35 protein-coding genes are annotated in these 21,281 nt (G+C 51.1%); 4 read left to right on the top strand and 31 right to left on the bottom strand.

The genetic code is table 11. The features are described 5' to 3' along the window. Positions 1–2: 2 nt before the first annotated feature. The 17 genes from BBW69_RS07660 to BBW69_RS07585 all read right to left on the bottom strand — a co-directional run bounded on the left by BBW69_RS07660 (position 3) and on the right by BBW69_RS07585 (position 11,044). Complete coding sequence (locus BBW69_RS07660; protein ID WP_188210940.1) at positions 3–332, bottom strand: hypothetical protein; 330 nt, start codon at positions 330–332, stop codon at positions 3–5. Between the two features lie 59 nt (positions 333–391). Further along, the gene (locus BBW69_RS07655; protein WP_188210939.1) at positions 392–1,165 is read right to left on the bottom strand and encodes a hypothetical protein; all 774 of its coding nucleotides are present in this window, start codon (positions 1,163–1,165) and stop codon (positions 392–394) included. Positions 1,166–1,192: 27 nt separating this feature from the next. Beyond that, positions 1,193–1,624: a hypothetical protein gene (locus tag BBW69_RS07650; protein WP_188210938.1), complete on the bottom strand. Its 432-nt coding sequence runs from the start codon at positions 1,622–1,624 to the stop codon at positions 1,193–1,195. Continuing rightward, a complete protein-coding gene (locus BBW69_RS07645; protein ID WP_188210937.1) occupies positions 1,618–2,109 on the bottom strand; it encodes an HK97 gp10 family phage protein in 492 nt (163 codons plus the stop codon). Before BBW69_RS07645 ends, BBW69_RS07650 begins: the two co-directional genes overlap by 7 nt. Continuing rightward, positions 2,102–2,296 carry a hypothetical protein gene (locus tag BBW69_RS07640; RefSeq protein ID WP_188210936.1) on the bottom strand — a complete coding sequence of 65 codons (195 nt, stop codon included), beginning with the start codon at positions 2,294–2,296 and terminating at the stop codon, positions 2,102–2,104. The genes BBW69_RS07645 and BBW69_RS07640 overlap by 8 nt, the downstream gene beginning before the upstream one ends. A 31-nt stretch (positions 2,297–2,327) precedes the next feature. Continuing rightward, positions 2,328–2,729 (bottom strand): hypothetical protein, encoded by a 402-nt coding sequence (locus tag BBW69_RS07635; protein ID WP_188210935.1) that lies wholly within the window; start codon positions 2,727–2,729, stop codon positions 2,328–2,330. Then, positions 2,722–2,973 carry a HeH/LEM domain-containing protein gene (locus BBW69_RS07630; protein WP_188210934.1) on the bottom strand — a complete coding sequence of 84 codons (252 nt, stop codon included), beginning with the start codon at positions 2,971–2,973 and terminating at the stop codon, positions 2,722–2,724. The genes BBW69_RS07635 and BBW69_RS07630 overlap by 8 nt, the downstream gene beginning before the upstream one ends. A gap of 48 nt (positions 2,974–3,021) precedes the next feature. After that, on the bottom strand, positions 3,022–3,975 hold the full coding sequence (locus tag BBW69_RS07625; RefSeq protein WP_188210933.1) for a major capsid protein: 954 nt from the start codon (positions 3,973–3,975) through the stop codon (positions 3,022–3,024). Between the two features lie 16 nt (positions 3,976–3,991). Further along, positions 3,992–4,726, bottom strand: coding sequence for a DUF6651 domain-containing protein (locus BBW69_RS07620; protein ID WP_188210932.1), 735 nt, complete (start codon positions 4,724–4,726; stop codon positions 3,992–3,994). Positions 4,727–4,856: 130 nt separating this feature from the next. Beyond that, positions 4,857–5,822, bottom strand: coding sequence for a hypothetical protein (locus tag BBW69_RS07615; RefSeq protein WP_188210931.1), 966 nt, complete (start codon positions 5,820–5,822; stop codon positions 4,857–4,859). Next, a complete protein-coding gene (locus BBW69_RS07610) occupies positions 5,819–7,213 on the bottom strand; it encodes a DUF4055 domain-containing protein (protein WP_188210930.1) in 1,395 nt (464 codons plus the stop codon). Before BBW69_RS07610 ends, BBW69_RS07615 begins: the two co-directional genes overlap by 4 nt. 22 nt (positions 7,214–7,235) lie before the next feature. After that, on the bottom strand, positions 7,236–8,636 hold the full coding sequence (gene terL, locus BBW69_RS07605; RefSeq protein WP_188210929.1) for a phage terminase large subunit: 1,401 nt from the start codon (positions 8,634–8,636) through the stop codon (positions 7,236–7,238). After that, complete coding sequence (locus BBW69_RS07600) at positions 8,633–9,058, bottom strand: helix-turn-helix domain-containing protein (RefSeq protein ID WP_188210928.1); 426 nt, start codon at positions 9,056–9,058, stop codon at positions 8,633–8,635. Before BBW69_RS07600 ends, terL begins: the two co-directional genes overlap by 4 nt. Continuing rightward, complete coding sequence (locus tag BBW69_RS07595; protein ID WP_107859864.1) at positions 9,055–9,744, bottom strand: ParB N-terminal domain-containing protein; 690 nt, start codon at positions 9,742–9,744, stop codon at positions 9,055–9,057. The genes BBW69_RS07600 and BBW69_RS07595 overlap by 4 nt, the downstream gene beginning before the upstream one ends. Continuing rightward, positions 9,716–10,399 (bottom strand): phosphoadenosine phosphosulfate reductase family protein, encoded by a 684-nt coding sequence (locus tag BBW69_RS07590; RefSeq protein ID WP_188210927.1) that lies wholly within the window; start codon positions 10,397–10,399, stop codon positions 9,716–9,718. Before BBW69_RS07590 ends, BBW69_RS07595 begins: the two co-directional genes overlap by 29 nt. A 2-nt stretch (positions 10,400–10,401) precedes the next feature. Then, entirely contained in the window at positions 10,402–10,536 is a 135-nt protein-coding gene (locus tag BBW69_RS10055) for a hypothetical protein (protein WP_255489361.1), read from the bottom strand. 37 nt (positions 10,537–10,573) lie between these two features. After that, positions 10,574–11,044 carry an ASCH domain-containing protein gene (locus BBW69_RS07585; RefSeq protein WP_188210926.1) on the bottom strand — a complete coding sequence of 157 codons (471 nt, stop codon included), beginning with the start codon at positions 11,042–11,044 and terminating at the stop codon, positions 10,574–10,576. Between the two features lie 51 nt (positions 11,045–11,095). Here BBW69_RS07585 and BBW69_RS07580 point away from each other — a divergent pair, with 51 nt between their 5' ends. The 3 genes from BBW69_RS07580 to BBW69_RS07570 all read left to right on the top strand — a co-directional run bounded on the left by BBW69_RS07580 (position 11,096) and on the right by BBW69_RS07570 (position 13,506). Then, the gene (locus tag BBW69_RS07580; protein ID WP_188210925.1) at positions 11,096–11,284 is read left to right on the top strand and encodes a helix-turn-helix domain-containing protein; all 189 of its coding nucleotides are present in this window, start codon (positions 11,096–11,098) and stop codon (positions 11,282–11,284) included. Positions 11,285–12,262: 978 nt separating this feature from the next. Then, positions 12,263–13,156, top strand: a complete 894-nt coding sequence (locus BBW69_RS07575; RefSeq protein WP_188210924.1) for a hypothetical protein — start codon at positions 12,263–12,265, stop codon at positions 13,154–13,156. Beyond that, complete coding sequence (locus BBW69_RS07570) at positions 13,153–13,506, top strand: hypothetical protein (protein ID WP_188210923.1); 354 nt, start codon at positions 13,153–13,155, stop codon at positions 13,504–13,506. Before BBW69_RS07575 ends, BBW69_RS07570 begins: the two co-directional genes overlap by 4 nt. A gap of 219 nt (positions 13,507–13,725) precedes the next feature. Here BBW69_RS07570 and BBW69_RS07565 read toward each other — a convergent pair whose 3' ends face one another. From BBW69_RS07565 to BBW69_RS07500, 14 genes are all read right to left on the bottom strand, one after another. Next, entirely contained in the window at positions 13,726–14,517 is a 792-nt protein-coding gene (locus BBW69_RS07565; RefSeq protein ID WP_223169980.1) for a BRO family protein, read from the bottom strand. Between the two features lie 318 nt (positions 14,518–14,835). Continuing rightward, positions 14,836–15,270, bottom strand: coding sequence for a membrane lipoprotein lipid attachment site-containing protein (locus BBW69_RS07560; RefSeq protein ID WP_188210922.1), 435 nt, complete (start codon positions 15,268–15,270; stop codon positions 14,836–14,838). A 65-nt stretch (positions 15,271–15,335) separates the two neighbouring features. Then, positions 15,336–15,743: a hypothetical protein gene (locus BBW69_RS07555; protein ID WP_188210921.1), complete on the bottom strand. Its 408-nt coding sequence runs from the start codon at positions 15,741–15,743 to the stop codon at positions 15,336–15,338. Next, positions 15,740–16,033, bottom strand: coding sequence for a DUF1364 domain-containing protein (locus BBW69_RS07550; RefSeq protein ID WP_188210920.1), 294 nt, complete (start codon positions 16,031–16,033; stop codon positions 15,740–15,742). Before BBW69_RS07550 ends, BBW69_RS07555 begins: the two co-directional genes overlap by 4 nt. Further along, the gene (locus BBW69_RS07545; RefSeq protein ID WP_101129750.1) at positions 16,030–16,494 is read right to left on the bottom strand and encodes a GTP pyrophosphokinase; all 465 of its coding nucleotides are present in this window, start codon (positions 16,492–16,494) and stop codon (positions 16,030–16,032) included. Before BBW69_RS07545 ends, BBW69_RS07550 begins: the two co-directional genes overlap by 4 nt. Next, positions 16,491–17,096 carry a DUF1367 family protein gene (locus BBW69_RS07540; protein WP_188210919.1) on the bottom strand — a complete coding sequence of 202 codons (606 nt, stop codon included), beginning with the start codon at positions 17,094–17,096 and terminating at the stop codon, positions 16,491–16,493. Before BBW69_RS07540 ends, BBW69_RS07545 begins: the two co-directional genes overlap by 4 nt. A 185-nt stretch (positions 17,097–17,281) precedes the next feature. Continuing rightward, positions 17,282–17,650 carry a RusA family crossover junction endodeoxyribonuclease gene (locus BBW69_RS07535; RefSeq protein ID WP_188210918.1) on the bottom strand — a complete coding sequence of 123 codons (369 nt, stop codon included), beginning with the start codon at positions 17,648–17,650 and terminating at the stop codon, positions 17,282–17,284. After that, entirely contained in the window at positions 17,644–18,006 is a 363-nt protein-coding gene (locus BBW69_RS07530; protein WP_188210917.1) for a hypothetical protein, read from the bottom strand. Before BBW69_RS07530 ends, BBW69_RS07535 begins: the two co-directional genes overlap by 7 nt. Positions 18,007–18,018: 12 nt before the next feature. Then, the gene (locus BBW69_RS07525; RefSeq protein ID WP_188210916.1) at positions 18,019–18,213 is read right to left on the bottom strand and encodes a hypothetical protein; all 195 of its coding nucleotides are present in this window, start codon (positions 18,211–18,213) and stop codon (positions 18,019–18,021) included. Further along, positions 18,206–18,598: a DUF3310 domain-containing protein gene (locus BBW69_RS07520; protein ID WP_188210915.1), complete on the bottom strand. Its 393-nt coding sequence runs from the start codon at positions 18,596–18,598 to the stop codon at positions 18,206–18,208. Before BBW69_RS07520 ends, BBW69_RS07525 begins: the two co-directional genes overlap by 8 nt. Positions 18,599–18,627: 29 nt before the next feature. After that, positions 18,628–18,822 (bottom strand): hypothetical protein, encoded by a 195-nt coding sequence (locus BBW69_RS07515; protein WP_188210914.1) that lies wholly within the window; start codon positions 18,820–18,822, stop codon positions 18,628–18,630. A gap of 12 nt (positions 18,823–18,834) precedes the next feature. After that, positions 18,835–19,632, bottom strand: coding sequence for an ATP-binding protein (locus BBW69_RS07510; RefSeq protein ID WP_188210913.1), 798 nt, complete (start codon positions 19,630–19,632; stop codon positions 18,835–18,837). A gap of 1 nt (position 19,633) precedes the next feature. Beyond that, positions 19,634–20,449, bottom strand: coding sequence for a replication protein (locus BBW69_RS07505; RefSeq protein ID WP_223169979.1), 816 nt, complete (start codon positions 20,447–20,449; stop codon positions 19,634–19,636). After that, the gene (locus BBW69_RS07500) at positions 20,446–20,673 is read right to left on the bottom strand and encodes a helix-turn-helix domain-containing protein (protein ID WP_188210912.1); all 228 of its coding nucleotides are present in this window, start codon (positions 20,671–20,673) and stop codon (positions 20,446–20,448) included. Before BBW69_RS07500 ends, BBW69_RS07505 begins: the two co-directional genes overlap by 4 nt. 135 nt (positions 20,674–20,808) lie before the next feature. Between BBW69_RS07500 and BBW69_RS07495 the strand changes: the two genes are divergently transcribed. Further along, the gene (locus tag BBW69_RS07495) at positions 20,809–21,264 is read left to right on the top strand and encodes a hypothetical protein (protein ID WP_188210911.1); all 456 of its coding nucleotides are present in this window, start codon (positions 20,809–20,811) and stop codon (positions 21,262–21,264) included. Positions 21,265–21,281 lie beyond the last annotated feature (17 nt).

The following is a 21,281-nucleotide window of genomic DNA, read 5'->3' as shown; positions in this document are numbered from 1 at the left end:
ACTTAATCCGCCGCCTGAGCTTCCCCCGCTTGTGCGGCTTCCTGCTCCTTGCGTTTCAGCCCTGAAACGTCCATCACGGCGGTAAACACTTCATTCATGTTGCCGATGTCGATTAAATCAGCCACTTCTTCGCGCGTCATATCAGGGTAATTGCGGCGCATGGCGGCATAGGCGCAATCGATAACGGTAGAAATCTGTTTTGCATCTTGCACATTGCCGTCAAATGCACCAATGTCGCTTTGCAACTGCTCCAACGCGCCAAGTGCGATAGGCGGGATAACGTAATTCGTACCGTTCAGTTCGACGGTTACGCCTTTAATTCGTACGGTCATTTTTCTTTCCTTTTTTGGGGTAAATGAAAAAGGCCGTCATTCTCAGACGGCCTGCATTATTACTCCTGAATCCACAGAGTACCGACTTTAAAGCCTGCCTCGTCGGTTGAGGCGGTAAAGTCGATTTCGGGGACGGAGAAGTCGTCGTTTTTCGTTGAGAACAAGCCCAATTTACCGCTGGTTACGCTTTCCAGTTCCAACAAGGCTTTTTTGCCTTTAAACTGCGTCAGGTATCTCAGCTTAAACGTCGGCGTGTTACCCATCGCCATGTTTGACAAATCAAGCTTCTTGGCTGACGGCATGGTTTGGGTGTAGGTAAAGCTCGGATAAACGGTTTTACCCTTGTCCGCCTCATTGAAGGTGTACAAGCCTGTCGCGGACACCATGTACTGCCCCGCCGTCGGATTGCTGGCGACCTTGATGTAAGCCGTACCGTCCTGACCCATTACGCCCGCGTCTTCAACGAACGTGCCGCCATTGGGCGCGGTTGCCTGAACGGTATAAGCACCGCTTGCAGGGATAGCCTTACCCGTAGTGTCTGCCCAAAGTGCCTTCATCGTGCCGGTTGCATATTCCGCGCCGAAGAACAGGGTATTCAGGGTCAGACCGTTGATTAACGCGCCCTTGAATTTGCCCGAAACTTTGACCTTGCCCTGTGCAACAGCCAGCGCAAAGCGGTTTTGACCGTAAAACTCCTTCAATTCCGCCGATAAATCGACGCTCATTTCTTGCAAGCCCATGATTCGCACGGGCGTTGCGTTCTGTACACGGTTGCCGTAAGCATCCGTAATCATTTCGGCGAACACTTCGCCGCTACCAAACGTCAACTGCATGACATTCCTTTCAAAAAAAGCCGCTTTTCAGACGGCATCCGTTACTAAAATCATCACCGGCACCAAGGCAAAAGCCTGATTGCCAAATAGCCCCTCATCCAGTTCTACATGGCCTTCTATGCGGCAATACACCACGCCTTCTACCGGCAAAGACGGTTGGCCGGTAATCGGAGACGGGGTATTCAAGACGGCAAACAGCTTGTCTAAGCACTCGTTCAGCCGCTCGGACGGCGCGTCTTCCGCATACACATACAGATACACATTTGCCCGCATCAGATAGCGGCTGTCCTGACTGTTTCTCGGTTCGACCGTTTCCGATACCGGCGACAGGAACAGGGCGGGTTGTTCGTAAGCCTCCACCTCGTCCCAATGCCGCAAGCGGCGCGAAAACGTTACGATGCCTTCCACCTGTTTCAACTTCTCGAACAGCGCGGCATAGATTTTTTCGCGATTTACCATCTCAGCCCCCGTTTCGCCGCCGCTTCAAATTCCTGACGGATGAAAGGCAGCATATCGGCAAAGGCGGTACGCATAAACGACCGTTCCGGCAGCCTCACACGTCGCGTATGTGCCGAAACATGGACGTTAATCGGCGTTTTCAGCCGCCGCCCGAAAGCCTGCTTGACCTGCCGCACATGCGCGGGCACGGATACCGCACCCGAAAAGCCGTATTCATGCAGCTTGCCGTACGGCGCCCCCGAAGCAATACCGACCACGCCGACCGTCAGGCCGCCGTCCTGCCAACTGTCGCGGACAATGTTGTCGCGCAGGTTACCCGTGCGGCGGTGTAAAACCTGCCCCAACAGCTTGTGCGTCTTGACCTGCTTTTGCAGGCGCAATACCACAAAAGCCATGCTGCTCTTGATTTCATCGTCTATCTTCTTGCTGCAACCGGCCAAAGCCGCCCGCATTTCCGAATCACCGACCATCTCGAATTTAAGCATCAGCCTTTTCCGCCCGTTTCGGCCGCGCATCAGACGGCTTATCGCCCGCAGGCATGACAAAACCATACTGATGCAGATACTGCACTGCCTCTTCGGCTACCTCTACTATGCCGTTCTCCACGGCATAATTTACCCCGCCGAAGGAAACATCCGTGATTCCTTCGGGAGCTTTTAGTTTTACCAACATACACACCTCCGTTTTTAGGCCGTCTGAAAGACTAGCCGCGTTTAACCCGCACATTGCGGATGGAGCGTCCGACCAGCGGCTTCAACAACTGCCGGACATAGGCAAGCCGTTCCGCATGTTCCGACTTGCCGCCGTAAGATGCCGTCATACCACCTTTAGTCAGGCTCTTCTGCTCCGCCTGCCCGCCGCCTTGAATCAAATTGCCGATTAAAGACAGCTCAGCCACGGCTTTTTGCACGGCTTGCGGTATTTCCCCGATGCCGCGCATCGACGCTATCAAATCAGGCGGCAGGCCGAACATTGCATCCAAATAATCGGATGCCGCCACCAAAAGCCCCGCCTTGCTGTCTCCCGCCGCCTGCCATTTCGCCTTGCTCGGGCGTACTTCGTGATAGGCATCCGCCTCGACAACCGTCAGATAGGAATTACGCATTTACCGCTTTCAGCAAGGCCAACAAATCTGCCTTCTTCGCATTTGCAGGATATTCGACACCTGCCGCATCCAGCATTTCTTTTAGTTTTTCAACCGTCAGTTTGGATAAATCGTCGCCAGGCGGCACATCTTCGGCTTCAGACGGCCTGTACTTCGCATCAATAATACGGAAACCCTCCGCCAACAATTCCGCCTTGCGCTCGCTCGAAACGGGATGCGGCTCATAAACAATTGGACGTCCCATAACACCTCCTCAAAAAAAAGGCGGTCAAAAGCCGCCTATACTTGCAAATTACTTGGTAACCAGCAAAACGCCCGCCGTGTCCTTGTCAGAACTTGCGGTCTTGTCCCAATTTGCACCCGTGCCCAATGCGGCATCGTCGGGCGATTTCCCACCGCTGGCCATATCCCACGCATAGCCCCTCAACGCGATACCATATGACCATTCGGCCTGATAAACCGTGCCCAGGTTTTCTTTTCCGGTAACCTGCTGCATGACTGCGTTAAAATCGCCGTTGTCATTCACGATAACCGCACCTTCGACCAAGCCCAGCGTGTTGTAGGTCGCTTCACCGGAAGAGGACACCAAATCAGGTGCATCCGTAATCACAAACACACGCCCGAACGGGTCGCGTACCACATTGATGCCGTCATAAGCAAACAGACGTTCCGCATTGGTCAGCGCGTTGTCGTACAGATTATGGGCAACAGTAGAGTGCATCACCCAAGCACGCAAGCTGCCCGAACGGTCGCCGAATTTCGCGGCCGCAGCATTCAGCGCGTTAAACGTAGGCTTGGCGGTAGATGCGTCATGCTTCATGCCTGTATTGTTGCCGATTGCCGCAACCGCACAACGCACCGCAGCGTTAAGCATATCGCCCATACGCGCCTTGGCAAGCTGCTCGCCGATACGCACCGCAGCCAATTCTGGGTTACGCAACGTCCATGCATACTGACCCGGCTCAAACTCCACCGGAGCCGTACCGGCCGCCACTTTTACTGCGACATTCAGCATCTCTTTCAAACGTTTTGCCTGTACCGTGCCGTCGCCGTACACATTGCGGCGGCGTACCAAGCCGCCGATGGACTGGAATGCCGACTTAATTGAGAAATCACCGTCAAACGGCTCGTTTGACAATACCAGTGCACCGCCGGAAGCCTCATTAAACTTAGCCACATCTTGCGCGATGGTTTCATTCATTACATCACGCGTTTGCTGGTTAAAAACCTGTAAATCAAAAGCCATAAATTACTCCATAAAATTAACGGCCATATTTAGCCTTTAAGAGAGCGGCTTTCTCCGCCTCCGTCTTACAATCAGATAACGAACCGCCAACCGTTCCACCGCCCGCCGCCGCACCACTGCCGCTCGCGCCGCTGCCTTTCAAGATGCTGTCCTTGTTCGGGTAAGCATCAATCAGGCTTTCCAGTGCCTCGTCAAACCCCGCTTTCGCCCCGGGCGTTACACGGCTGAAAATTTCATTGCCGTTCGTGTCTTTGGCTACGATTTTCCCGTCTTCCGACACGGAAAAATGCCGCCCGAAGAATGCCTGCGCCACATCGGCGGGGATAGCCAGCTTTTCCGCAATCACTTTGGATCGGGCGAAACTGCCGCCCACCAGTTCGGCATGAAATTGGGAACGGATTTTCTCGGCATCGGCGTTGGCGGCGGCCAGCTTCTCTTCGTACAGCTTCACGGTTTCGGCTTTGACCTTCTCCGCCTCACCCGCATCAATCAGCTTCTTGTCGTCCAAGTTTTTGACCGTTTCCAATGCCTTCAAGGCCGCCGCTGCGTCTTCAATGCCGTCAAACACCTTCAACTTCGCTTCCGCCGCCTCTTTGGCTTCGCGGTGCTGCTTGGCTTCGGCATTCAGGCCGCTGATTTTCTGCATCGCGGCAGGCGCGTCAAACGGGATTTCCTTCCCGTCGTCATGCACATACACCGGCTTGCCGTCGGATACCACCACATGACCGTTTTCGTCCAATTTCAATTTCATGTTTCAAAACTCCGTAAAAAAAGCGGCATCCGCCGCAAAACGCCCCGCATATCCATACGGCGGGCAACAAAAAACCGTTTTAACCCCCTGCGATTCAAAGGAATTAAAACGGCCGAAAATAAAAAAACCCTTACTTATACTTACGCTTCAGTTCGGCCAGCGTTACCGATGCCAGCCCGTCTGACCTGACCGCATCGTCCAGCGAAATTTTGCCCTCGTGCAGCATCTGCCCGATGCCGTGCCCGAACTGCTCCTGCAATTGCGGCAACGTGCGGCCTTTTACCCAATCTTCACCCGATACGCCATCAAACGGCGCGTCCAAATCAAACACAAATGCCAGCCGCGAACGGCAATTCGGATGCAGCGGAGGCCGTCTGAACAGGTAGGCATGGCCGACAGGCTGTTTTTTCTTGTCCCACACCAGCCCGTGCCGCGCCGTACACATGCCGCTTGTATGGCCGTCCAACACCGCCACATGCCGCCATCCTTTAACCAGCGGGTTAATGCTGCCGAAAGCGTAATGCACCGACCCCTGGATGCTCCCCGCCCATGTCCGCGTCAGCGTCCGAAGTTGTGCGGCCTGCCGCTTGAACACATCGGCCACATCGTCAAAGGATACCCCGTCTGCCGCCGCCAACCGTACCGTGCGCTTCAAAACATCAAACAGTCCGCGCCGTTGCGCCGTTACCGCCTCGGATAAGGTCAGTCCGCCGACCAGTGCATGCGCGGACAAATCGGCCAGCCTTTCGGCAGGCAACGGCTTTACCGCGCCATCAAGCACATACGCCGCCGACAAGCCGCCCAGCCACCACAACAGCCACTCATGTTCGTCTGCCACCACTTCGGTTTGCGCCTCCTGCACCATCCCGTCAATCAGGCCGTAGTAATGCGCCAGCACCGCGTCGATTTCCGACAACAGCCTTTCCAAATCCCGACGGTTCAATGCAGACAACTCACGGCGGCGCAGGTTCGCTTCAACTTCCTCCTGCATCCTTTCCAACTGCCGCAGCGCATCACGGGCGACAGAACGCTCGAAACGCATCAAATCAATCTGCCGCGTCAGAAGGTCATGTACTGCCTGCTCGTCGATATTCATTCAGACGGCCTTTCTTCGTCCCGCTTGCCGCTAAAGTCCAATCCCGCCGCCGGCTGGCCGTCCAGCCGTGCCGCCTCGTCTTCCCATTTCAAATAATCCGACAGCAGGCCGCGCCGCTTGGCCTCCTCGAACAACGTTTCATTACTCAAAACGCCAGCCGCGTTCATGCGTACCAGCACGTCCACGCTCGATTCGGGGTTGCCGTTGTCGTCTATGCTGCCCGATATTTCCACCGCGCCGCCGCCATCCAACCCTTGCCACGCCGCCATCATGTCCAGCACGCGGCCGATCGCGTCTTCCAACAGGTTTGCGTAATGGCGCAGCAAGCTGATTTCACGCCCCGCCTCATCACGCGCCTGACTTTCAGTCAATGCCAGCTTGGTTCGCGTCAGCAGTTTCGCGCCGGCCGCCTGCATGTCCGTTTCCAGCTTCTCAATTGCCGTAACGCCTGCGGAAATGGCCGCCCCCGAATGCTCGACGTAATTCAACTCGCCGTCTGCACCGACGCTTATCATATTGCCCGCAGCGGCCACCACATTCTGCACATCCTCGCTGCCACGATACTGCAACAGCGGGACACGCACATAATGCACAATATTGTCTTGGTCGGACTGGCTCTGCCAATGCTTCACATTCAAATAGGCAAGCTCCATCAACGGCGGACGGCCTGCAAAAAAGCCCGTCTTTTCCAACACCAAATCAACCACCGGGACAAATCCCAGCGGCTCGCCGTTGCGCGACTGGTCAGCCTCGCTGTGAATCAACCACTTGCCGTCTTTGTCCATGCGGTAACGCCTGACGCGGCCTGCCTCATGTACATTGATTTGCTCTACCGTCCGTTCGCCGAAATCGCCGTCATATTCCGTAACCGCCTGACGGTATCGGAACTGCGTACAGACAGGCCGCCCCTGCCGCATCTCATAACGGAAGCCCAGTACATCAGAATTGCGCACAAAAACCGCATAAGGCCGCAAGCCCAATGCCTTCTCCTCCGCCTTCGTCCTTGCCTTGCCGTCCGGGTAGTCCACCAGCACATAACTGGCACCCTTGGCCAGCGCATCGGCAAACCATGCAGCACAAAACACATTCAGGGCGTTGTTTTGCAGGTCGAAGTTTTGCAGGTAGTCTTTCAGGCCGTCTGAAACCTTGTCCGTGCCTATATCGCGGAAGAAAACTCGCCCGACCATCTGCCCGATGGTTTCCTTCAGAACCGGCAGAAGCGTGGACGTACCCAGCCGCGTCTGATAGCCGTCGTCTTCTTCCTGCGGCCATTGCGGAAGATACATCTTGCCTGCCACCCGCATTGCCTCCGTACCGCCCAACAGCGCATCAATCATCACGCCGTGGCCGTGCATCTTGGCCACAGCGGCGGTTTTACTTGAAACACCCATAAATCACACCTTTCAGACGGCCTCACAGCCTGAAGCCGACACGCGCCAATTCTCCACGCTTGACCATCAATTCGTTAAATGCTCGGCTCAAACAGTCGATTTGGTCGTCATGCTGCCCGTTCGGGAACATCCGCATTTCAGCAATCAGCGCGTCCGTGTCCCATGTGCCGTCATCCAACACCATCACATTGCCGATATTGACCTGTGCCGCGAACGGTTCGGCGCGTGTAACCTTATCGCCTGATTCAGGACTGGCAGATATAGAAAAACCCGCCAGTTGACGGGTTAAATATAAAGTTTGCGATTTACCAGCCTGACCGGGGTCTTGTGGGATAGATATTTTAGTTTTCACACCGTCTTTTTGCGCCGTGTTGCGCAATATCCTGTCCCGCTCATCCGCGCCGTACTGACCGCGCACGATATTGGCGATGATGTACCGACCGTCTTCTGTAACACCAAGCCTGCCGCCTGCCGTGTAGTCGCCGTCGTTCGCTGTTGACGCTAAATCCCACGCGCGAACCCATCTGATATTACCGGCAGGCAACGCCTTAACAAATTGCAGGTTGTCAGGCTTGAACGTACCGCCATCAGGCGGTGCAGGTTTTTGCAAGTACTGACCGGCAAACACATACGGCGCGGCTTGTTCCATTCGGCGCAGTGTTTCAATATCATGCTTTTCAGGCCACAACGCCGTGCCGTCGTCTTGGATAGCAGGCAGGCACAAATGCTCCCACTCTTCGCCGTTGCCGCCGTCAAGCAGCCAGCCCGCCAAATCTTTCTCGTGCAGGCGTTGCATAATCAGAATAATCGGCGTGTCAGGGCTATTCTTCCGAGATTCGACCGTGTTTTGAAACCAGTCAATGACGTTCTGCCGCCTGACCTCACTTCGCGCCTCGTCTGCCTTATGCGGATCGTCAATGATGATGCAGCCGCCGAATCCCTCCCGATGCTTGCCTGCACCGAAACCGGTAATCGTACCGCCTGCGCCTGTTGCGTACATCACGCCGCCTGCTGTCGTCTTCCAATGATGGCTGCTCTCGCTTGCCAACGCGAAATCGGGGAATATCGCCCGATACTCTTCATGCTGGACAAGATTACGAATCTGCACGGAGTTATTGACCGCTAGCGTTGATGAATAACTCGCATGAATAAACTCGCAATCAGGCACACGACCCATCGCCCATGCGATAAAATTCACAACCGCGATTTCCGTTTTTGAGTAACGCGGCGGAATGTTGATAATCAGGCGTTTCGTATCGCCGTTAAAAACACGCTCAAGTGCATCACAGATTAGGGCATGGTGTCTTGCAACAAGCCACGGATATCCGCGACGCGCGTAAAACATATTCAGCGCGAAGCAATACAAATTATTCCGCGACGCCAAGCGCAATGCCTCTTGCCTTTGAGCAACCGTGTATGTCATTTCGCAATTTCTTTCAGTGCTTCCGACAATGCCCCCTGCAAATCTTCTTTTGACATCTCAATCTCTTTCGCTTTGGGTGTCATACTGCCGTCTGAAGATACATTATCAACCACTTGCGTCTCACGCCATCCTGCACGGGTCTTCAGGTAAAAAATCGCAGCCGTCAAATTGCCTTCACGCGCCTGCATCAACAAACTCTGGGCAACAGAACCAATAGCCTTAGCCTGTCCTCTTTTATATCGTTCCATAACTTCAGGCTGTCTTTCAACAACCCGATAAAATGTAGTCTTCCCGATACCAAAGTAATCAGCTATCTGCTCAATAGAAAGAACTGACCCCAGTGCCTCAACTTGCGCGAGCTTTTCCTCATCCATAACAAAAGCAGGGCGTCCACCTTTATTTTTCTCACCTTGTTCACTCATTTCCCCACCGCCTCAATTACCGCGCTGCCGCTGATATAGTGTTCATATTTTGGATAATGCAGCAGCTTCATACACTCTTCCTTCTCTTTCTCGTCCTTGAAAACGATAACAGTGTATATCTCTGCACTATTACGCTCTTTCAATTTCTCGGCGGACTCTTTGCGGTGTTCTTTAATCTCTCGCAGCGCGTCTTTAGTTTCCGATATTTCCGTGTTGTCTTGGAACATTTCGCTAAAACGCGCATCGCCGTCAAACAGTAAATCGACATCAAGCTTATCAAAGCCCATATCGCCAAAATCAACGCCGAAATCTTGGTTTAGTTCTGCCAGCAACTCCGTGTCCCAACCGCCTTGCGCAGACGGGTTATTCAGGAATACCAGCATTTCAAGCTCTTCAGCCTCGCTAATTCTCACAAGCGCGACATCAAGCTCATAATCGTTTTTACCGTCTTTGTAATTCTCTAAGCTGTCCATCACGCCCAAACGTTGATGACCGCCTAAGATATACATCGTACCGTCTTCACGCTGATTGACCGTAATCGGCTGAATCAATCCGACCTGACGCATTTTGTCTTTCAACTTCTTCTTTGCGCCATCTGCGATTACACGCGGATTTTTCGGATGCTCATGCAACTGGCTTCGATGGACAGTTACCATCTCAAACTTTTGCAATGACGTTTTCTTCATGATTCATCTCGTAGTTTCTTACAGCCGCTTCGACAAACGGATACCATTCCGCCACTTTCTTGTAATCAGCAGGATAGTGCTTTTTCAGCAAGGCCATTTCAGACGGTTCAAGCGAACGGAAAGAATGCCCCAATACGGCACTTTCGGGCGAAAGCTTTAATCTGTGATGCTGGATATAGCGCATCACTTCGGCTTTATTCCAATGCGCAACGGGATATATCCGCCCACGTTTATCGTCTATGCTGCCGCTGTTTTTAATCATGGCCCGACGGACAATGCTATCGGCGATGCGCTCACCGGCCGCAATCCACCACATATCGGACGACAAGCGCAAATACTGATAGACATCAAGCGGCTTGACGACAGGGACGGTGTAGTCTCCTTTTCGAAACAAGCCGTACCGCATCCACTCCGAAATCATAAAATGCGGTATGCGTTCAATTTGAATACCGTATCTCGCTTCGTACCAGCGCAAATTAGCCTCTTGGAAACTCAAGCCGGGAACGGAATACATGAACACAACATGAATATGCTTAAAGTAACGGGCGCACAAATCCAGCGTTACTATGCTGTCTTTGCCGCCCGAAAAACACACAATACATTTGTCCGAAATCCTGCTTGCCGTCTTAACTGTTTCAAACAGGAGATTAGACATGGTTAACCGCCCTTACCGCCACCCCCCAAAGCCTTGCGGTTTTGGGTTTGTGCAAATTGACGCTTACGCGCATTACCAGCCGCACCACCAGTGGTGCCGCGAAAACTTGTGCCACTGCCTTTTACTTTTCTAGCCATAATCAAACCTCATAAAAAAACCGCCTTTCGGCGGTCGTTAATCGTAATTTAAAATCAGGCTCGCACTACCGATGCCCTTAGACTGATCGGCCAGCTTATCTGCATGAACAAACCAATCATCATCATCTGACATAAACTCAATTAAATTATCATCTACATCAAACAATCTCAATCGCCCATTTACAGGCTTAAGTATCACATCACGCGGGTTTTCTAAAACCCAGCCCCAAATGCCATGCTCTACATAATCACAACAAGATGCCTTTTGGTAATATGGTGTGTTAAAGCATTTTTTTATATCAACCAAGTCGACAACACACATCATCACACCAACGGGTAAGCGATGCTCACCAACCTCTGTTGACTTTACCCAAGTATCTTTCTCAGACTTGGACGCACAAATCAACAGCTTACCCCTGTAATCAGTCTGCCAACTGCGCAGCTCTATCGTCTTTTCGCCGTTTGCAATTTGAAAAGCATACGGCTGTTTTACACTTAATGCTTTCATAAGTTACCTGTGATATACTATATATAATATTAAATTATACTTAATATAATCATGCAACTCAAAAACACAGACTTTTTAACCTTACTTGAGGCCGCTCAAATTACACAGACCGATTTATCAAGAAGACTCGGAATTACAGCGGCAGCCATCAGCCGCTGGCACAAAATCGGCGTTCCGCAATACGCAGTTGCCTATCTTGAGCTACTGGCAAAATATAACCGTTTAATCGATAAGATTTAAAAAAACCGTCTAACTCTGACCCCTCTCAGAATTAGACGGCAAACACACACTCACCACATGGGAAAAATGGAACGCCCTACACCTGCAAGGCATAGGGCGAAGGGTGCAAGAACCGCTTTATAGTCTGTCTTCGCATGACAACCATTTAGGTCGGGCAAACGCGTTTCACTTGCTCCGCGTTTTTTTTACAGAGACCAACAAGGAGCGTGGGGCGCGACCCCCTGTTTATTGGAAGCGTCCGCGTCATCTTCCTTAGTGCTTTAAGCACCCTTTCAGCCTTTGCCCGTTAAGGCAAACACTCATAGAAACCTGAAACCGGCCGGAGAACCCTCTAACCCAAAATTTCAGGTTATTCAGGCCGTCTGAAAATTCAAACGCCCGAAACCGGCATTCCGCCTATTTGAAAAATTGCGCTATGGCTGCCAAAACAGCGGCGGATCCCGTTAATATGGCAAAAATCAAAGCGGCATTAGCTAAACGTTTGCCGACAACACCTGCATCTTCAACATTCATCCTTCCACCTACCTTTACCTGATGTTTTGGTTTATACTTAATCAAGTTCAAATCCTTTGCGCATGAAAGGGTTTAAAACAGAAACGCCGCGATGTTCCCGCATCACGGCGTTTTGCTATTCCGAAAACGACAAAACCCGCACATTATCATGTACGGGCTTAAAAATTCATATCCTTCGGGCGTGCGAAAAGCCCCGCAAGGGTAACGATTTGAATTATACACCTATTGCCGGAAAAAACAACAGGCCGTCTGAAAAAAGCGAACCCCGCAGGGCGGCCGCCCTGCGGGGGTTTTGCATTAACTTAACGAGACTAAGCTAATGAATGTAGAAGATTATACATCAATTTTTGATAGGGTGATTGAGAGAATGGACAAACTTTCAACGTGGTGGTTCGCCGCCGTATGGCTGATTTTCTTCCTGCCGGCGACGGGTTATTTTTTAAGTGTGATTAAGTGGTGGTAAAGATGAATACTGATTTCGCAGAAATCAGGAAATCAAAAGGGATGCGCCATTTTGCATTCGCACCCGCAGCAGGCGGTGCTGAACTACTTGGCGTGTCGTGGTTAGTATGTGTTAGAATACAGCACATGAAGATTATCCAGCCACAAACTATCGCTTCCTATTTAGGCGAGCAGTTAGATGCAGCCTATTATGCTTCGCATCTAAACTCTTTCAAGCTCAAACGTCTGACTGCTGAGGCAGAAAAATTATTTAATACACCCGAAGCCTATATGGGTTACGTTACCTTAGGCGCATTGGCTGTGTTTGACGATAATTTGACAGATGATGAGAAATTATCGGCAGCAGAGAAAAAGTTTGAGATTGCCCGACAATGCCCGCATGATGCTTATGTGGTGGATGCGTTTCTTTTTAATTCGCTCGTCAGACTGCATCGGCGTGAACAAACTTATGCACTAGCGGAACGCCTTTTCAGTTTGGCCGGTGATACGCCGGAACGGTTATATGCCTGCTTCAACCGCAGCCGTTTTACCGGACAGCTGAACCTGATGGGCAGAATTACTGATCGTTTGGAAAAATTAGGGAAAGATGTAAAAAAAGAACGTGCAATATTCATGGCGTTATCTGAATCCGGGGTTGACGAGGAGCATCTGAAGGGGCTTCTGGTAGAGGCCGGGCGCGTTATGAAGCAATTTAATCTGTTTCATTCCGGCGACAGAATAGATACTGACGATAATATCGCCTACCTAACACTGCTGGCTATTCCTGATTCTGATCCTGAAGCGGTGGCAGATTGCGACATCGCAATCTCGCGCGCCAAAGTGCGCTATGCGCTGGAGCATGGCTTGGATTTATCCAAACTGGTTATCGGCTGTGAATTGGCGGGTGCAAGTTTATGATACAGGCGCAGGATTATCTTGACTTCGCCCGCTCCCTGCCGCGCAATAACGAGACGGATGACCGGGTATGTATCGGCCGCGCCTATTACGCGGCCATGCATAAAGCCTTGGAGTATGCGTTAAAGAGTGGTTACCAATACAACCCTAAAGAAGCAGGTGGTACGCATAGCAATCTGATTTCCTATTTTGAGCGGCAAGGCGGTGAAGCGTTGTTGGTGGTTGCCGATCTGCTGAAGAAACTGAAGCATCAACGTACCCAGGCAGATTACCGTTTGGATTTGAATATTTATTCAGATAAGCCGGTGAAGGCGTTAAAACTTGCCGAAAACATATTCAATGAATTGAAATAACAGGTTCTAACCGATAAAAGCTCCGGGTTCTCGGAGCTTTCTTTATTTGAGTGCAGAACGGGAAGCCATCATGCAGGCAATGCGGAAGCACTTGAATGACGTTGCTGCAATCCCCATCAAACCTGATGCGCAAGGCACGGAATCAGGCCGTCTTCGTACGGGAAAGTGGCGTAGCTGACGATATGGCGCCCGCCCTGCGGTTTCAGACGGCCTCAAACCTTACACGCCTGCGGTTTTCATAATCTGCCGTTGCAGCCATTGGTCTTTCAGGCGCGGCAGGACGGCGGCGCGGACGCGGTTGAAGACAGGCGCGGTGTCGTGAACGTAGCTCCACAATGCGCCGCCCTTGTCGATGCTCAAATTCTCGAAGGCAGGCAGGTAGCGGCGGATGAAGAGGCGGATGTCCTGCGCGTGCAGCAGCAGATGGGCGACGTCGAGGTCGTCGAACGGCGCGGGCAATGGTTCGCGGTCGAGGACTTCGCCTGTCAAGCCTGTGTGCAGGGTCAGCGCGTGGACGTAGGCGACGGCTTCGGGCAGTTTGTCGGCGGGGATGTCTTCGATGGCTTCGACGTTGAAGCGTTGGTGAATCATACTGTACGCTGAGGAGTAGTCTATACCTTTGCGTCCGACAAGCGCGGCAACGGCTTGACGCAATCCGGTACGGTCGTCGGCGGTGGTTTTTTGTCCGATTTGGTAGCCGCCTGTTTTGCGGATGGTGGGCAGGACTTCGGATGTTACCCATTTGCGGAAGGGTTTGACTTCAGGTTTGCGGGATTTAAAAGCGGCGTGATAAAAACCACTTTCGTTGATAACCGATACGTCTTGGTTTCCGCCTAGGGTACTCACATTATGAGTACCCTTTTCATCGTTATCCAAGATACGGGTCATATTGTATGAATCACGGTAGCCCAGCATAGCGGCAACCTCCGAAGCGATAAACCACGCTTCGCCGTTTTTGTTGATGACTTGGATTGCGTTTTGATTGAAGTTGAAATATTGAACTTGATTCATTTTGATAGCCCTTTGGAAGTTTCTTAAATTGCCCTTATGGGCGACCGCGTGGTTAAGAACCCTCCAAAGATGGGCGGACTTATTCCCCTTACGGGTATTGTATTCGTCGCCCACGCGGTCATAGAAACTTCCTGCTGCGCTATCGAAACAAACAACAAGGAAAGAAAACTATAGACATGAAAAAATCACATTGACGGAGTGATTGCCGCTTTGGAGTGGTTCTTACGCCACGAACAGGAATATAAAACAAAACCCCCTGCACATGCAAGGGGTTTCCCAAAAAACCGTAGGCGGAAAACTGAAAGGCCGTCTGAACAGTCAATTCGGTAAAAACTTCATGCTAGAAATCTTGTCTGCTTCCTCTCCATAACTAATTTTATTTCCACGCAAAACAAATACATAATTTTTAAAGCCGACATATCCTCCATGTTGATTCTTTGCATTGATGCGAGCATTAAAGATATGACCAAAATAAAATACCCGATTCAAACATATGCCATATGTTGGCTCAATTTGTGTACATACAGAAACCCATCCTTTGCGTGCTGGCTCTGTATCTATTTCGCGTACATTCATTGAATCAGGGTCAGCAAGAGTGTCCACTGCCCATTCTTTTATAACTTTCCCAAACTCACTTGGTGCAACTGGCTCAGGGAAAGTTGCAGCCGCTAATTGTTGCTGACTTGGTTCATTCATTGCAGCGCATCCGGCGAGAATAAAAGCGGATGTGATAGCCAAAATTAGTTTTTTCATTTGGTAAATCTTTCCTAAGTTCGGTTAAAGGTTGTTCCACAATCATACCGTAACCGTAAAGAAAATCAAATCTTCTCAAACAGCAAATCAAAATCATCCCCTGCCGCCTGCCGTATCGCCCCGTACCACGCGGCCAAGCCCAAATCCGTCTGCGAATGCAGGGGCTGCTCGCCGCGCCGCCTGATTTCAGCCTGCAAACGTTCCTCGTAGGCTGCCTGCGACTTCGCACCGATGCCGAACGAAATACGGACGGCCTCTTGTTGCGGCGCATCCACTTTCGCCCATGCCTGCAAAGTAAGAAACATGGCATCTTCGCCGTACCTCAAGCCGATTTCAGGCTTATGCGGGTAAACTTCCTCCCCCATATAGCGGCCTTCGATACTCAAACATCTATTTAGGCTGCGCGTATCACGGTAACGACGCTCAAAAGCACGCGCCAAGTCGTTCATAAATTCAAATTCTTGTTGATTCATAGCTTGATTAACCCTTTTTCATGCAACAAAACCAAAGTCCGCATTACACCTTCCGCGAAGGCCGTCTGAATTTCCCCTTCCGCACAATCCGCCTTCAACCGCCCATCGGCCAAATCGTGACAGCGCGAACAGGCATACGCGCCCATAAAGTCGGGCGGCTTGATGCCCGTGCCGCAATAGCCCGACAAGCGGTAATGCGCGAAAACCGTCGTTTCTGGGTCATGATTGCAAATGCCCGGGAAACGTATCTGACAACGCTCGCCGCGTGCCGACTGCGTAATCTTGCTCATCTATGCCCCTGTAAATAATTTAAAACATCAGATAATTTTTGCCTTGCCTTCATATAACGCACCAACCTTTTAAAATCTTCATCCTTCAACATTTTTAATCTTGATACGTTTAGGTTGTCGTTTAAATCGGCAATCTTGACTGCCAAAATAATTTTGTCTCTATTTTTCCGTGCATAATTTTTTATACGATCGATGTATTTTTCATACGGCATATCATGCGGCTTGGTCAACATACTGACACGGTTGATAACTGCGTTACTTACGCCAAGCAAGAACAAGTCATCTGCCGTTAAATCGGTATCCTCCAACGTATCATGCAAAAAACCCGTCATATAAGACCCAACCTGAAGTTCTTCCGCCCCATCAGCAACACGGTACAAGTGTTCTATGTATGGATGGCCGCCTTTATCAACCTTATCCCTGAACTTATCTATGACTACTTCAACCAATCTATCCTTCATCCGCCCATCTCCATCATCTCCATAGCCGCCCGTTCTGCGGCCTCCTCTGACTCAAACTTCGACGACAACATCATGTTCCAAGCCACCTGAAAGCAATCCCGGTAAAACCGATTGAACTCCTCCTGACCCATACTGTGGAAGCTGATGCTTTTCGCTTCCTTGCGGTAGCCGTTCGGCGTCTCGTAAACATCGAAATACCCTGCCTCAATCGTCAACCACTTGCGGAAAGCCTCCATGCTTTGCAGCACTGCACCGATTCTTTCGCCCCGCTTTGCCGCCACCATCCGTACAAACTCGTCGGCAAACTCCAAAAACAGCCCGCCGCTCGAATGCATGGCCTCAAGCCGCCGCGCAAAACCGCTGATCAGCTTCTGCTCCCCGTCCGTCACCAGCCCGCCCGACGGCACCCAGTATTCATACGCCAAAGGCAAAAGCCCGCCGAAAAACAGCTTATGGTGCTGATAACTGCGGTTGCCCATCTGCTTAATTTCCACCTTCAACTGCCGGCCGGCGGCGTAATCCCGCAACAGTTCCGCATCGTATGCCGTCGCCGGTGCAAGCGTTCCGACCGGTGTTTTCACCACCGCAACATTGACTGCCATTTCAAATCCTTTCCCGTTCTAATTAGACTGCCGTCCGTTCTAATTAGAATTTCAGACGACCTGTTTACCCTTGCGCCTCATCTTCTTTGCTCGGTTTTTCACAGTATTCAACCGCACCCCGCGACTATTGATTACCCGGTCAATCGCCCGGAAGGCCAACGCCAACTGTCTCAATTCGTCCCTACTCATTTCAACTCCTCTATCTCCACCGCCAAACCGCCGCCTGCTACCGGTTCGCTGCCATATTCGGCGACAATGCGTCTGACCTGCTTGTCGTTTTCGTAGACAACGCCCTGAAGCGAGTCCAGCGTAACCTTTAGGGCATTGTCCAAGTCGATAACCGTTTTGCTTGCACTACCGTCTTTGTTTGCTTTGGGAATCAGCCGCAGGCGCACTGCCACACTGCCTTCAGACGGCATCACGCCCGCTTCTTGCGCGATACGGCGGACGACGGACTTATACGCCGTCGCTTCCGCGCTCCTGACTGCCTTATTGCGCCAAATCCGCCAATAGCGGTTTGCCGATACGGGATAAGGAAGCTTCAGCCTTACCATGCGCCCAACCTTTGGGGTGCGTCTCCCGTCCACAAGCTAAAACCTAGAATCGGGCAGGCTTCACGGGCGGCTTTGATACTTTCAAAAAGATTGATAACTGCGCGGGCTTCTTCTTGAGTCTTAATCGCTGCCGCCAGCGCGAGGGAGGCTGCCTCATCAATCTCCGCTTCCCCTCTCTTGCGGGCGTAATTGGCTGCGTCCCATTCGCGTTTTTTCTTGGCTTTGCATTTCAAGCAAGAGTTTTCGTAATAGGTTTTCCTTTCCAGGTTTCTGTTCGGCTTCCCGTAACATTTTGGGAATTCCTCCTTCAGCGACTTGGTTTCGCCGCAGATTTTGCAGGTTCTCATTTCGCACATTTCAATATCCTTTCATGCCACCAGCAAATCGAACCTGTCTGACATCATCAGGGCAAACATCACCAGCCCCAGTAAAAATATCAGTGCTACCGCCGGTAGGTAGGCCATAGGGCCGAAATCCGTCAAACCTAACAGGTCTGCTCCAATCATCACGAGCGAGGCAAACAGTGCGATGAGCGAAATGATGTAGAGGGCAATGCTAAGCATCTTCTGCCTCCATTTCAGACGGCATTTTCTTCAACAGGTCTTTGACGCAGGCGATTGCCCAGCTGATATTGTCTTCTGTGCAATCTGTGGCGGCATGCAGAATCGCGAGCATCGCCGCGTGGGTGTCATTATCAAAGGGAACCACGCACAACTTGTCGTTTAACTCGTCATAACGTTTGTCTTTGAGTTTTTTGAACTTCGGCGCATCGGCGCGCTGCCGTTCGAGATACCAAATCGCCTTTTCCAAGTCTTCGCGGCCGTTTTTTTCCTTGTGCCTCCAGATGTATTTGAAGGCATTGCCAAGGTTGAAATTGAGGTGCTGCGTAAACTCAATGCACTCGTGGGCGTGTTGCCGGTAGTGGCTCGGGTTGATGTTGTCGGTCATTTTTTTATTTCCTTTCGGTTGGATTTGAATCAGAGGGCGGATCTCCAAATGTTTGCCGCCGCTTTCTTATTTTTGCTTCCGATGCCGTCTGAAACGCGCCGGTCGCGCACGGATTTGTTCGTGGGTAGTGCTTCGCCCGTTCTTCTGCGTTGCGCGCTTTCGCGCATTTCGCAAAACCGCGCATCGGCGTGTCGGCGTTTGCCTTGAAGTCGGCATGGTTGCAATAGAAACAGGTTTCACGCACGGTGGCTCTCCCAGTCGAAACTCAAAATCTCACCGCCGTCTTCCTTCACGCGGTCGGCAATGCGCCTGCCGACAGCCTGCACAAAGCCTGCAACATCCAAATTTGAAATCAAAACGGTAGGCTTCATTTGCTGGTACCGCTCGTTGAACACATCAAACAGCGCGCGGCTTTCCGCCTCTGTCCCGCTCTGCATTCCCACTTCATCGATGATCAGCAGGTCATAACTGGCAAAGTCAGAAATTACTTGGGATTCAGTAAATTCACTGCTGTAAGACTTAGCCTCTCGAACCATTCGATTTAATTCGGCCACACTGGTAAATCTCGCCGTCTTATTCAGGTTTCTCAGTAAGTGGTTTCCGATTGCACAAGCAAGATGCGTTTTCCCTGTTCCGGCGTTTCCAAGTAGTGCAAGGCAACGACCTGAATGCTTTCCGCCAAACTCAACCGCATAAGCCCTGATTCTCTCGACGACGTAGCTTTGTGCTTCATTGCCCTCATCGACCATGTAGCCTTTTACCGTCTTACCGACAAAACGCGGCGGGATTTTTGACGCACCGATACGCCCTTCAATCTGTTTTTGTAAGGCTGCCAGTCTTTCCGCTGCAACTTTCTCAATTTCCTTCTGTTTTCTTTCCGCCTCCACCTCCTCGGCGCATTGCGGACAACCCTTTGTGTAAGTCTTAAAAACCTGCTCAAGGTAATCTAAACCGTGTTTCTCACAATGCTTTTCAGTCTCCGAAATTGGTTTAAAAAACGGGTGCACTTTCAAAAGTTTGTCTAAGTTTTCCATGTCAAAGCACGTCCTTCGCCAAGTAAGCCCCGCCCTTCATCGGTGCGGGAATGTCGTTGATGCGACTCGGCTTTTGTGCCGCGGCGGCACTGCCGAAAGTTTTGTTTTGCAGCCATTCGGCACGGAAACTGCCCCAGCCGTTGCCGATGGCGTATTCCACCGCCTGCAACGCCGTCATCCCGCATTTCTCCGCATCGGCGGCAAGCAGCTTCATCGCCGTTTCCGTCAGCGGCTGCCGTTTTGCTTTGCGGATTGTCAAAAAGTCTTCAGCGATTTGCCCGGCTATCCCATGCTCCGCCAACAGTGCCAAATCAGCTTCATGCTTGGTCGGTTTTTTCGCTGTTTTTTCGTGCGCTGTATTAATATCTACGTTAGTAGATATTTGTTTTTTGTATTTTGTATTTATGTGACCCCCATTTTTTGGGGGTGGTCCTACCCCATTTTTTGGGGGTGGTGTTACCCCTTTTTTCGGGGGTACCCCGTTTTCAGGGGGTACCCCATTTTTTGGGGGTGGTGTTACCCCTTTTTTCGGGTCTGAAGTTAAAAAATATTCGTTCGGCAATCCGATCCTGCTTTGCTTGCCAATCAGCCCTAATTCGACCAGTTCGTTAATGGCTTTCTGAACCGTTTCTTCTTTCCTGATTCCGGTAAATTTTTGAATCTGAGAAATTGAGAGACTGTCATGCGTTTTCTGCCAACCCCTTGTTTTTCGGACAATCAAGACGTAGCATTTCCACGCGTTGCCGCTCATCTTCGACAGGTATTCATCGACAACCGAGTTTGCAATCTGAAAACTGTTTGGGATAAATTCATTCATGGTTCGATTCCTGACCTTGCTATCGAGTAATGGGCGACCGGATTTTTACAGTTGCCGACCTTGAATTTAGGCTTGTTGAAAACAAAGCCCCTGCTTTCCAAGTCGGTTATTCGTGCCGCAAGCTGAGTTACATTCAGATTCTGATAAGCCTCAAAGGATGTGATGTACCCCTTGTTACGGATGTAATCGACAATTTGTTTGCATTGGGTATTTTTATCGTTCATAATCTCGACTCCTTCAACGTGGCTAGAACAGCCACATTTCGCCCGTCATCCCCGACGGGCCTTTCTTTTGCCGTCTGTCCGCTTTGCCTTTCCGCTACAATTGCGTTTCCACACAACAACCGCACGGAATCAAAAATGCTTGCCGACTTTTCAGCCACCCTTGCCGCCTTCAAAACCGCCCTGCAATCCCTAAAAGCCATACAGGAAGCCAAAACGGGCGAACAGGTCAGGATACGCACGGCAGAACTAAATCTCATCGTCCTAGACCTTCAAGAAAAACTATCAACGCTGTATGCGCAGAATCTGACGCTGCAAAGCCGCAATGCGGAGCTTGAACGCAAAATAAGAGACATCGAGCAGCAGCGCGCCCACCTGTCCCGCTACGAACTGCACCGCCATGAAGCGGGAGGACTGGTTTACCGTCATGAGCAAGACATAGGCGACCCGACACCGGCGCATAATATCTGCACACATTGCTACCATCAGGGAATCCAATCGGTTTTGCAGTTCCGCCCCGGCGAAGCCGACAGGCAGTTTTGCCCGCAATGCGGCAACGAATTTGCCGTAACCACCAAAGATGCCTACTATTGATTTCATTTCTATCCTTC

The sequence above is a fragment of the Neisseria sp. RH3002v2f genome (assembly GCF_014596375.1).
GTDB classification, from domain to species: Bacteria; Pseudomonadota; Gammaproteobacteria; order Burkholderiales; family Neisseriaceae; genus Neisseria; species Neisseria cinerea.
Note: the sequence above shows the minus strand (reverse complement) of the source record. Positions and strands in the feature narration are given on the sequence as shown.

Excerpts from the sequence above, each read along its gene's own strand:
- BBW69_RS07635 (WP_188210935.1), bottom strand. The coding sequence starts at position 2,729 with ATGCGTAATTCCTATCTGACGGTTGTCGAGGCGGATGCCTATCACGAA.
- BBW69_RS07510 (WP_188210913.1), bottom strand. The coding sequence starts at position 19,632 with ATGGAAAACTTAGACAAACTTTTGAAAGTGCACCCGTTTTTTAAACCA.
- BBW69_RS07560 (WP_188210922.1), bottom strand. The coding sequence starts at position 15,270 with ATGAAAAAACTAATTTTGGCTATCACATCCGCTTTTATTCTCGCCGGA.
- BBW69_RS07565 (WP_223169980.1), bottom strand. The coding sequence starts at position 14,517 with ATGAATCAAGTTCAATATTTCAACTTCAATCAAAACGCAATCCAAGTC.
- BBW69_RS07650 (WP_188210938.1), bottom strand. The coding sequence starts at position 1,624 with ATGGTAAATCGCGAAAAAATCTATGCCGCGCTGTTCGAGAAGTTGAAA.
- BBW69_RS07505 (WP_223169979.1), bottom strand. The coding sequence starts at position 20,449 with ATGAATGAATTTATCCCAAACAGTTTTCAGATTGCAAACTCGGTTGTC.
- BBW69_RS07595 (WP_107859864.1), bottom strand. The coding sequence starts at position 9,744 with ATGAAGAAAACGTCATTGCAAAAGTTTGAGATGGTAACTGTCCATCGA.
- BBW69_RS07655 (WP_188210939.1), bottom strand. The coding sequence starts at position 1,165 with ATGCAGTTGACGTTTGGTAGCGGCGAAGTGTTCGCCGAAATGATTACG.
- BBW69_RS07625 (WP_188210933.1), bottom strand. The coding sequence starts at position 3,975 with ATGGCTTTTGATTTACAGGTTTTTAACCAGCAAACGCGTGATGTAATG.
- BBW69_RS07610 (WP_188210930.1), bottom strand. The coding sequence starts at position 7,213 with ATGGGTGTTTCAAGTAAAACCGCCGCTGTGGCCAAGATGCACGGCCAC.
- BBW69_RS07525 (WP_188210916.1), bottom strand. The coding sequence starts at position 18,213 with ATGCTTAGCATTGCCCTCTACATCATTTCGCTCATCGCACTGTTTGCC.
- BBW69_RS07600 (WP_188210928.1), bottom strand. The coding sequence starts at position 9,058 with ATGAGTGAACAAGGTGAGAAAAATAAAGGTGGACGCCCTGCTTTTGTT.
- terL (WP_188210929.1), bottom strand. The coding sequence starts at position 8,636 with ATGACATACACGGTTGCTCAAAGGCAAGAGGCATTGCGCTTGGCGTCG.
- BBW69_RS07645 (WP_188210937.1), bottom strand. The coding sequence starts at position 2,109 with ATGCTTAAATTCGAGATGGTCGGTGATTCGGAAATGCGGGCGGCTTTG.
- BBW69_RS07555 (WP_188210921.1), bottom strand. The coding sequence starts at position 15,743 with ATGAATCAACAAGAATTTGAATTTATGAACGACTTGGCGCGTGCTTTT.
- BBW69_RS07580 (WP_188210925.1), top strand. The coding sequence starts at position 11,096 with ATGCAACTCAAAAACACAGACTTTTTAACCTTACTTGAGGCCGCTCAA.
- BBW69_RS07520 (WP_188210915.1), bottom strand. The coding sequence starts at position 18,598 with ATGACCGACAACATCAACCCGAGCCACTACCGGCAACACGCCCACGAG.
- BBW69_RS07550 (WP_188210920.1), bottom strand. The coding sequence starts at position 16,033 with ATGAGCAAGATTACGCAGTCGGCACGCGGCGAGCGTTGTCAGATACGT.
- BBW69_RS10055 (WP_255489361.1), bottom strand. The coding sequence starts at position 10,536 with ATGGCTAGAAAAGTAAAAGGCAGTGGCACAAGTTTTCGCGGCACCACT.
- BBW69_RS07630 (WP_188210934.1), bottom strand. The coding sequence starts at position 2,973 with ATGGGACGTCCAATTGTTTATGAGCCGCATCCCGTTTCGAGCGAGCGC.
- BBW69_RS07585 (WP_188210926.1), bottom strand. The coding sequence starts at position 11,044 with ATGAAAGCATTAAGTGTAAAACAGCCGTATGCTTTTCAAATTGCAAAC.
- BBW69_RS07500 (WP_188210912.1), bottom strand. The coding sequence starts at position 20,673 with ATGAACGATAAAAATACCCAATGCAAACAAATTGTCGATTACATCCGT.
- BBW69_RS07660 (WP_188210940.1), bottom strand. The coding sequence starts at position 332 with ATGACCGTACGAATTAAAGGCGTAACCGTCGAACTGAACGGTACGAAT.
- BBW69_RS07575 (WP_188210924.1), top strand. The coding sequence starts at position 12,263 with ATGAATACTGATTTCGCAGAAATCAGGAAATCAAAAGGGATGCGCCAT.
- BBW69_RS07545 (WP_101129750.1), bottom strand. The coding sequence starts at position 16,494 with ATGAAGGATAGATTGGTTGAAGTAGTCATAGATAAGTTCAGGGATAAG.
- BBW69_RS07570 (WP_188210923.1), top strand. The coding sequence starts at position 13,153 with ATGATACAGGCGCAGGATTATCTTGACTTCGCCCGCTCCCTGCCGCGC.
- BBW69_RS07590 (WP_188210927.1), bottom strand. The coding sequence starts at position 10,399 with ATGTCTAATCTCCTGTTTGAAACAGTTAAGACGGCAAGCAGGATTTCG.
- BBW69_RS07495 (WP_188210911.1), top strand. The coding sequence starts at position 20,809 with ATGCTTGCCGACTTTTCAGCCACCCTTGCCGCCTTCAAAACCGCCCTG.
- BBW69_RS07620 (WP_188210932.1), bottom strand. The coding sequence starts at position 4,726 with ATGAAATTGAAATTGGACGAAAACGGTCATGTGGTGGTATCCGACGGC.
- BBW69_RS07530 (WP_188210917.1), bottom strand. The coding sequence starts at position 18,006 with ATGTGCGAAATGAGAACCTGCAAAATCTGCGGCGAAACCAAGTCGCTG.
- BBW69_RS07540 (WP_188210919.1), bottom strand. The coding sequence starts at position 17,096 with ATGGCAGTCAATGTTGCGGTGGTGAAAACACCGGTCGGAACGCTTGCA.
- BBW69_RS07615 (WP_188210931.1), bottom strand. The coding sequence starts at position 5,822 with ATGAATATCGACGAGCAGGCAGTACATGACCTTCTGACGCGGCAGATT.
- BBW69_RS07640 (WP_188210936.1), bottom strand. The coding sequence starts at position 2,296 with ATGTTGGTAAAACTAAAAGCTCCCGAAGGAATCACGGATGTTTCCTTC.
- BBW69_RS07535 (WP_188210918.1), bottom strand. The coding sequence starts at position 17,650 with ATGGTAAGGCTGAAGCTTCCTTATCCCGTATCGGCAAACCGCTATTGG.